This window comes from Alicyclobacillus sendaiensis NBRC 100866, assembly GCF_001552675.1.
In the GTDB taxonomy this organism is placed as follows: domain Bacteria; phylum Bacillota; class Bacilli; order Alicyclobacillales; family Alicyclobacillaceae; genus Alicyclobacillus; species Alicyclobacillus sendaiensis.
This window is the reverse complement of sequence record NZ_BCRQ01000092.1, coordinates 1-6,071: the sequence shown is the minus strand read 5'-3', so window position 1 is coordinate 6,071 and position 6,071 is coordinate 1. Positions and strand designations below refer to the sequence as shown.

General features: G+C 64.8%; 9 protein-coding genes and 3 tRNA genes. 6 read left to right on the top strand and 6 right to left on the bottom strand.

Annotated features, from left to right (window positions below):
• Nucleotides 1-5 precede the first annotated feature (5 nt).
• The 3 genes from AS26_RS12995 to AS26_RS12985 all read left to right on the top strand — a co-directional run bounded on the left by AS26_RS12995 (nucleotide 6) and on the right by AS26_RS12985 (nucleotide 296).
• Nucleotides 6-80 (top strand) — tRNA-Glu (locus AS26_RS12995).
• A 61-nt stretch (nucleotides 81-141) separates the two neighbouring features.
• Nucleotides 142-217 (top strand) — tRNA-Met (locus AS26_RS12990).
• A gap of 3 nt (nucleotides 218-220) precedes the next feature.
• A tRNA-Phe gene (locus tag AS26_RS12985) sits at nucleotides 221-296 on the top strand.
• Nucleotides 297-305: 9 nt separating this feature from the next.
• Here the strand turns inward: AS26_RS12985 and AS26_RS12980 are convergent.
• A complete protein-coding gene (locus tag AS26_RS12980) occupies nucleotides 306-503 on the bottom strand; it encodes a hypothetical protein (protein WP_062310398.1) in 198 nt (65 codons plus the stop codon).
• A gap of 81 nt (nucleotides 504-584) precedes the next feature.
• Here AS26_RS12980 and AS26_RS12975 point away from each other — a divergent pair, with 81 nt between their 5' ends.
• Entirely contained in the window at nucleotides 585-929 is a 345-nt protein-coding gene (locus AS26_RS12975; protein WP_062310395.1) for a hypothetical protein, read from the top strand.
• Nucleotides 930-989: 60 nt separating this feature from the next.
• Here the strand turns inward: AS26_RS12975 and AS26_RS12970 are convergent, their stop codons facing one another.
• The 4 genes from AS26_RS12970 to AS26_RS12955 all read right to left on the bottom strand — a co-directional run bounded on the left by AS26_RS12970 (nucleotide 990) and on the right by AS26_RS12955 (nucleotide 4,795).
• Nucleotides 990-1,859, bottom strand: coding sequence for a PhzF family phenazine biosynthesis protein (locus AS26_RS12970; protein WP_062310392.1), 870 nt, complete (start codon nucleotides 1,857-1,859; stop codon nucleotides 990-992).
• Between the two features lie 17 nt (nucleotides 1,860-1,876).
• Nucleotides 1,877-3,565, bottom strand: coding sequence for an ABC1 kinase family protein (locus AS26_RS12965; protein ID WP_062310389.1), 1,689 nt, complete (start codon nucleotides 3,563-3,565; stop codon nucleotides 1,877-1,879).
• Between the two features lie 48 nt (nucleotides 3,566-3,613).
• Nucleotides 3,614-3,970 (bottom strand): phasin family protein, encoded by a 357-nt coding sequence (locus tag AS26_RS12960; protein WP_245629786.1) that lies wholly within the window; start codon nucleotides 3,968-3,970, stop codon nucleotides 3,614-3,616.
• Between the two features lie 87 nt (nucleotides 3,971-4,057).
• Nucleotides 4,058-4,795 carry a pseudouridine synthase gene (locus tag AS26_RS12955; protein WP_062310383.1) on the bottom strand — a complete coding sequence of 246 codons (738 nt, stop codon included), beginning with the start codon at nucleotides 4,793-4,795 and terminating at the stop codon, nucleotides 4,058-4,060.
• A gap of 111 nt (nucleotides 4,796-4,906) precedes the next feature.
• On the opposite strand from AS26_RS12955, the gene AS26_RS12950 reads away from it, so the two are divergent.
• Nucleotides 4,907-5,116 (top strand): hypothetical protein, encoded by a 210-nt coding sequence (locus tag AS26_RS12950; RefSeq protein WP_062310380.1) that lies wholly within the window; start codon nucleotides 4,907-4,909, stop codon nucleotides 5,114-5,116.
• 24 nt (nucleotides 5,117-5,140) lie between these two features.
• Here AS26_RS12950 and AS26_RS12945 read toward each other — a convergent pair whose 3' ends face one another.
• Complete coding sequence (locus AS26_RS12945; RefSeq protein WP_062310377.1) at nucleotides 5,141-5,413, bottom strand: YuzB family protein; 273 nt, start codon at nucleotides 5,411-5,413, stop codon at nucleotides 5,141-5,143.
• A gap of 177 nt (nucleotides 5,414-5,590) precedes the next feature.
• Between AS26_RS12945 and AS26_RS12940 the strand changes: the two genes are divergently transcribed.
• The coding region (locus AS26_RS12940) for a peptidoglycan-binding domain-containing protein (RefSeq protein WP_169793508.1) at nucleotides 5,591-6,071 on the top strand (481 nt) is incomplete at its 3' end.

The following is a 6,071-nucleotide window of genomic DNA, read 5'->3' as shown; positions in this document are numbered from 1 at the left end:
AGCTCGGCCCCATGGTCAAGTGGTTAAGACACCACCCTTTCACGGTGGTAACGGGGGTTCGAATCCCCCTGGGGTCACCAGAGAGCGCCCAGGCTTCGCTGCGCCTGGGCGCACGTTTCTCCACTGCATGAAGCATCCCGACGCGGGGTGGAGCAGTTGGCAGCTCGTCGGGCTCATAACCCGAAGGTCGCAGGTTCGAGTCCTGCCCCCGCAACCACGTGGCTCGGTAGCTCAGTCGGTAGAGCAGAGGACTGAAAATCCTCGTGTCGGCGGTTCGATTCCGTCCCGAGCCACCACATGGTCGCTCACGGCCGTCGAACGAGGTTGTATGCCACGGGCCCTTGTGGGGTCTCGATGACATCGAATGCGACGTGGTCGCCCGGGCGGACCTGCCCCAGTCCGGGACAATCCGTGGCGTCAAAGAGCAAATCCCACCCGCCTTGCACGCGCAAGACCCCTTGTTTGCCATTCGGATGGACAGCGCGAATGACACCTCTCTGCACCCTGCCACCCCCTTGTTCTTCTGCGATGATCGTCTACAATATGCCCGTCCCATCACGCCACATGTGAAGGAGAACCAGGCCATGAGCACACCTTTTGCCCCATCGGAAGCATGGAAATCGTGCGTCGAGGCCGTGCGAGAGGCGGCGGACATCGCGTCGAGCTTCGATGGCCGCCTGTCGTGCGATCCCATCCCTGGTGGCGTCAGGCTCCTCTTCTCGCACCCTGGGCAAGATGCGCGCGCCCTGTCCATTGCGGTGCACGAAGCCGGTGACGGCGTGCGGATCACGGCGCGCGTCAAGGAAGAAGAGGGGGAGGCGCTCTCCGCCTACGAAGGATCGCCGAAGCCGGCGGCCGCGATGCAAGCGGCCATGCGGGCCATCGGGCGGTTTTACGGCGAGGAGGTGCGCCGCGTCAGCCGCAGCTGAAGGCGGCGAATCGGGCCGAACGAGCGCTAGGCCGGCCCGTGCGCTGCGCGGGCCCCGCCTCTACTTGGCCACGCGCATCTCGCCTCGAAGCACGGTGACGGCGTGACCGCCCACCCACACGCGCATCGGAGGGCCCGGCTCGACGCGCGCGAGGATGAGACCTGGGCGCCCCAGATTCGCACCCTGCTCAAACGCCATCTCGCCCGCAGGGACGACGCCGCGATCGACCAGGAGGCACGCGAGCGCCCCCGCCGCGGTGCCGGTGTGTGGATCCTCCGCCACGCCCACCGCCGGCGCGAAATCGCGCGCTACGGCGACCGCGGACGGATAGGCCGGATCAAGCGCGTACACGTGCACGCAGATGGCGCCAAGCCGCCGCGACACCTCGCGCAGGCGCAGCGCGTCGGGCTCCAGGGCAAACAGGGCGTCGCGGGATTTGACGGGAACCATGACCTGCCAGATGCCGGTCGACGCGAGCGCACAGGGGAGCTCGCGCACGCTTTCGCCTTCGCGAAGGCCGAGCGCGGCGAAGAGCGCCGCGCGGACGTCGTCCTGCACCTCGCGGAACTTGGGCTCCGCCTGGCGCATCCACACGGGTCCTTCCTCGTCGATTCGCATGGGCAATAGTCCCGCCCGCGTCTCCGCCACAATCTCCCCCACGATGTCCTTCCGCTCGCGCAGCAGATGGAGCGCGGCGATGGTGGCGTGCCCGCAGAGATCCACCTCCGCCTCCGGCGTGTGGTACTGGAAGCGGAACTTGTCCCGCTCGTATTGATACACGAACGCCGTCTCCGAGCAGTTCATCTCGCGTGCGATGCGCTGGCGCAGAGCGCGCGGCAAGTCCCCTCCGTCGATCACGACCCCCGCCGGATTGCCCGCAAATGGCTCTTCGGTGAACGCATCCACCTGAAACACTTCGATCTCTCGCACCGCCTATCGCTCCTCGCTCATTTGTTTGAACGCCAGATCGAAAGGATCAGCAGAAAGAGCAGGAACAGGCCCACCGCCACGCCGACCTCGGTCGTTGGAAAGGTCCAAAGTCCCGCGGGCGATTTCTTCAGCACCGTCGCGATCAAAAGCCCCGTCATGAAGATGCTGAACGCGAGCAGCGTGATGCTGAAGGACAGCCGGTTCCCGATGCGCACCAACTGCCGGGTGAGCGCGTCCAATTCAGCCATTTCGAGCTCGATGCGGATTTTTCCTTGTCGCCAGTGGCGCAGGATGTCAATCACGTGGCGCGGCACGTCGCTCAGAAACTCCAGCCCTTCGACGGCGCCGCGGGCGAGATACGAGGCGAGGTGGCGCGGTCGCGCGCGCTCTTTCAGCAAGGCGCGGCCGAACGGCTCGGCGATGTTGAGGATGCGGAAGGACGGATCGAGCCCCTCCACGACGCCCTCGATGGTCACGAGCGCCTTGCCGACGAGGGCGAGATCGGCCGGAATGCGGACGCGATGGCGATAGGCGACGGCGAACAGCTCGCTCACCGCCTCGCCCAGGCTGATTTGCGTCAGCGGAATCTCGTAATACTTTTCGCGCAGGTGATCCACGTCGCGGTACAGCCGGTGTTCGTCAATGTCGTGCGGCACCACGCCCATCCGGTTGAGCACGCGGAGAATGGCGCGCGTGTCGCGGCGCATCAGCGCGATGACGAGCCCAGCGAGATGCTGCTTCATGTCGGCCGACAGCCGCCCCACCATGCCGAAGTCCATGAACAGGATGCTGTGGTCGGGCAGCACCGCGAGGTTGCCGGGATGCGGATCCGCGTGAAACACGCCGTGCACGAGCATCTGCGTGAGCACGGCGTGGGTCACGCGCCGGGCGATCTCGTCCGTCCGATAGCCCTTTGCGACGAGCTCGTCCCGGTGCTGGAGCTTGATTCCGCGGACGTACTCCATCGTGAGCACGCGCGGCGTCGTGTATTCCCAATAGATCTCCGGAATCCGGACGTAGGCATCGCCCTCGTGGACGCGCCGCAGGCGATCCGCGTTGTGCGCCTCGACGGTGTAATTGAGCTCGTTCAGCAGGGTGTGGCGAAATTCCTCCACCACACCCGTCAGCTCGTAGTACGCGGCCCATTCGAAGTGCCGCTCGGCCAGCCGGGCGAGGTCCATGAGAATGTCGAGGTCAATCTCAATTTTCCGCCGAATATCCGGGCGCTGGACCTTGACCGCCACCTCGTCGCCATTTTGCAGCTCCGCGCGGTGCACCTGGCCGATGGACGCCGATCCGACCGGCTCTTCGTCGAACGCGCGGAAGATCTCGTCGAGCGGCTGGCCGAGCTCGTCCTCCACAATCTTTCGGACTTCGGCAAACGCCACGGGCGGCACGTCGTCCTGGAGTTTGGCGAGCTGTTCAATGAGTTCGGGCGGAAACACGTCCGCCCGAAGGCTCGCGATTTGCCCCAGCTTCACGAACGTGGGCCCGAGCTTCTCGAGCACCACCCGAACGCGCTCGTAGGTCGACAGCGACTCCCGATCTTCGCGCCCCGAAAACAGCCGGCGAGGCAGAGACAGGAGATCCACCAGCCCTATCTCGTCGATGAACCAGCCGAAGCCGTTCGCGACCAGGATCTGCGCGATGTCTTTGTAGCGAGACAGATGGCGCACCCGCCTGCCGAGCATGTGTCCTCCGACCATGGTCCACTCCTTTGCGCGAAACGAACGGTGGCGCCGACAGACCTTGGCTCACGCCTGCGATTCGCCGGAATTGCTGAGTCGAGACTCGAGTTCCGCCACGCGCGCGTCCAGCCGCTCGATCATCGCCCGAAGCTGGCGGATCTCGGCCCTCAGCGCCTCTTGGTCCTCCCGAATACCAAGCCGCGTCAGCGTGCGCTGCACGCCCTCCTGAATGGCGTTCTGAAATTCCGCGCGCTCCTTTTCCCCGCGCTCCACCAACTCTTGCACGAATTCCTTGGTCTGCTGGGGCGTCATCCGCTTCTCCTCGGCCCACTGCCTGGCCGCTTCGGCGATCTTCTCGCTGCTATACGTGATGATCCCAATGCCCAAGTCCACCATCTTGCGGAACTGATCTTCCACATCCATCGTCCGCACCTCCACAGACATGCTCTTCCTGACCAGGATTTCTCTTAAGTGTACCACGCGAACCTCGCGTTCGCTTCGAAAAGCTGCCTATCTTTCGCCTCTTCCATCGTAGGCGCGCAGCGCCTCGATCTCGTCCTCCGTCAGCCGCCGGTACTCGCCCGGCTCAAGCGACGGATCGAGCGACAAGGGGCCCATGCTGATGCGTTTCAGGAACGTCACGCGCTTGCCGAGCGAGGCGAACATCCGCTTCACCTGATGGTATTTCCCTTCGTACACCTGGATAACGGCCTCCGACTCCGCGCCGGATCGCACAATCTCAAGCTCGGCCGGCATCGCCCTGTACCCGTCGTCCAGCACGACGCCCTCGGCGAGCGCCCGCGCGTCGTCCTCGCCGAGCGCGCCTCGCACGCGGACGAAGTACCGCTTGGGGACGTGTCGCTTCGGCGCGAGCAGGCGGTGAGCCAGCGCGCCGTCGTTGGTGAGCAAGAGGAGCCCTTCGGCGTCCTTGTCGAGGCGCCCGACCGGAAACACGTCCCGCCAGATGTCTTCCTCATCCAAGAGCTCGATCACGACGGGATCGCGCGGGTCGTTGGTGCTGGACACGTAACCAGGCGGTTTGTACATCATGAAGTACACGAGCGGCTCATAGGGCACCCTGTCGCCGTCCACCTCGAGCACGTCCACTGCCGGGTCCGCGTGCTTCGCCGCGTCCTTGACCGTTTCGCCGTTTAAGCGCACGCGTCCGGCGCGACAGAGTTTCTTCGCCTCACTGCGCGTGCCGTATCCTGCCGTGGTGAGCCACTTGTCCACGCGAATGGTTGCCATGGTCCTGCCCCCATCGTGCCGCCCGAAGCGAGCGGGTTGTGTCTTCTACTGGAAGAGGTACAATAGAGATAGCTCGTTCGCTCGCAGCGAACGGAAAGCGAGGTGTTGGCCATGCACGTGGCGACCATCGTCCTCATCGCACTGTTGGCCGTTGTGGCCGTGTTTCTCGGCGTGATTGCCTTTGTCGCCTTGACGGTGTGGTGGACGTTCAAGCCCATCCTCGAAGCACTCGGCAAGATCGCCCTCGCGCTCGATCTCGGCCGCTTCCTTTACCGCCGCAACCGCAGGCAAATCTTTCGCCGGGCACGGCATCATGAATAACAAAGACGAAGCGTTCAGCGCGCCCTAGGGCGCGCTTTTTTCGTCCTCGCCCGAGGTGAGCCAGCGAAGGACTGCGCGCGCCTCGTCCTCGATCTTCGCCATACAGCGCAGAGGATCAGCGTCGTGCACGAGCTTGCCATTGACGTAGGCGAAGGCGTGCACCTGACACAGGCCGCAGGTGTTGACGCAATCGGTCTCGAGCACCGTCGCGCCTGGCACCCGCTCCGCCAGCCCGTCGAGCCCGTGCGCTGCCAGCCGATTGTTGGCGCAGACCTCAATCAACACGAGCCCCTCCATGGGCGTTCCCTCCCGACGTCACCCTTGCGTCCATTGTACACCTGCGCGCCGCGCATCCGCGCGACGGCCCACGCGCCATCATGGTCATGCGTTTCCCCCCGAGCGAACGGCTCCAATGAAAATTCAAGGTCGGCATGGAACACTGCGGATGAAGACGAGATGGCAGGAGGTTCGACCATGACGCCAGAGGACAAAAAGCTTGCCAAGCTCGCGCGCGAGCGGAAGATGCACCGGTGGCTGACGGCATTGTCCTGGTCCGTGCCCGCCGTGTCGTTTGGAGGCATGTTTGCCATATGGCACGCCGTCGCGAAGAGCCCCGTGGCCACCGTGGCCAAGGTGCAATCCACCAAGTCCGCTCACACTGGCACCACGCGCGTGACGTCGGCGACTGGACGGACCACGGTTCGGACGGTCGCCACCGCGGATCCGGTGGTGCTTGAGGAGGGCGACAAGGGAAGCAAAGTCATCGCGCTGCAGCAGGCGCTTTCGGCCCTCGGATTTTTCAATTACGCCATCACAGGAACCTACGGCCCCATCACCGCGGCCGCCGTCGAGGCCTTTCAGGCCGCGGAAGGGCTGACGCCGACCGGCGTGGTGGATGAGCGCACGCTAACGACCTTGCAGCAAGCCGTGAAGGGGCACGCCACCAGCGCGCTCA

Coding starts and splice junctions, on each gene's coding strand:
- AS26_RS12945 (WP_062310377.1), bottom strand. CDS start 5,413: ATGGAGGGGCTCGTGTTGATTGAGGTCTGCGCCAACAATCGGCTGGCA.
- AS26_RS12965 (WP_062310389.1), bottom strand. CDS start 3,565: ATGGTCGGAGGACACATGCTCGGCAGGCGGGTGCGCCATCTGTCTCGC.
- AS26_RS12950 (WP_062310380.1), top strand. CDS start 4,907: ATGCACGTGGCGACCATCGTCCTCATCGCACTGTTGGCCGTTGTGGCC.
- AS26_RS12975 (WP_062310395.1), top strand. CDS start 585: ATGAGCACACCTTTTGCCCCATCGGAAGCATGGAAATCGTGCGTCGAG.
- AS26_RS12960 (WP_245629786.1), bottom strand. CDS start 3,970: ATGGATGTGGAAGATCAGTTCCGCAAGATGGTGGACTTGGGCATTGGG.
- AS26_RS12955 (WP_062310383.1), bottom strand. CDS start 4,795: ATGGCAACCATTCGCGTGGACAAGTGGCTCACCACGGCAGGATACGGC.